Source organism: Burkholderia sp. Bp8963, assembly GCF_003854275.1.
Taxonomy (GTDB): domain Bacteria; phylum Pseudomonadota; class Gammaproteobacteria; order Burkholderiales; family Burkholderiaceae; genus Burkholderia.
In genome coordinates this window covers 1-485 of record NZ_QTQP01000191.1, presented here as the reverse complement: position 1 = coordinate 485, position 485 = coordinate 1, and the positions used below count along the sequence as shown (strand labels likewise).

Sequence of the window (485 nt, the reverse complement as noted above, 5' to 3'; positions counted from 1 at the left end):
ATCAGCGAGCGGATCGCGTCGTCGACGAGCAGCAGTTCGTACACGCCGCGCCGGCCCGCGTAGCCCGAATGGCCGCACTTGTCGCAGCCGACCGGGTGCCACACGGTGCGGCCTTCTTCATGGCGTTCTTCCTTGCAGACCGGACAGAGCTGCCGCACGAGCCGCTGCGCGAGCACGCCGAGCAGCGACGACGCGAGCAGATGCGGCTCGACGCCCATGTCGGTCAGACGCGTGACGGCCGACGCCGCATCGTTCGTGTGCAGCGTCGCAAGCACGAGGTGGCCCGTCAGCGATGCCTGCACCGCGATCTGCGCGGTTTCGAGGTCGCGGATTTCGCCGATCATGATCACGTCCGGATCCTGACGCAGGATCGAGCGCAGCGCGCGCGCGAAGGTCATCCCGATCCGCTCGTTCACCTGCGTCTGGCCGATGCCGGACAGGTCGTATTCGATCGGATCCTCGACCGTCATGATGTTGGTCGTCGC

At 67.0% G+C, this 485-nt stretch carries 1 protein-coding gene; it reads right to left on the bottom strand.

From position 1 onward, the window contains the following. On the bottom strand, positions 1 to 485 hold a 485-nt coding region (locus tag DID96_RS38005; RefSeq protein WP_185732515.1), incomplete at both ends, for a GspE/PulE family protein.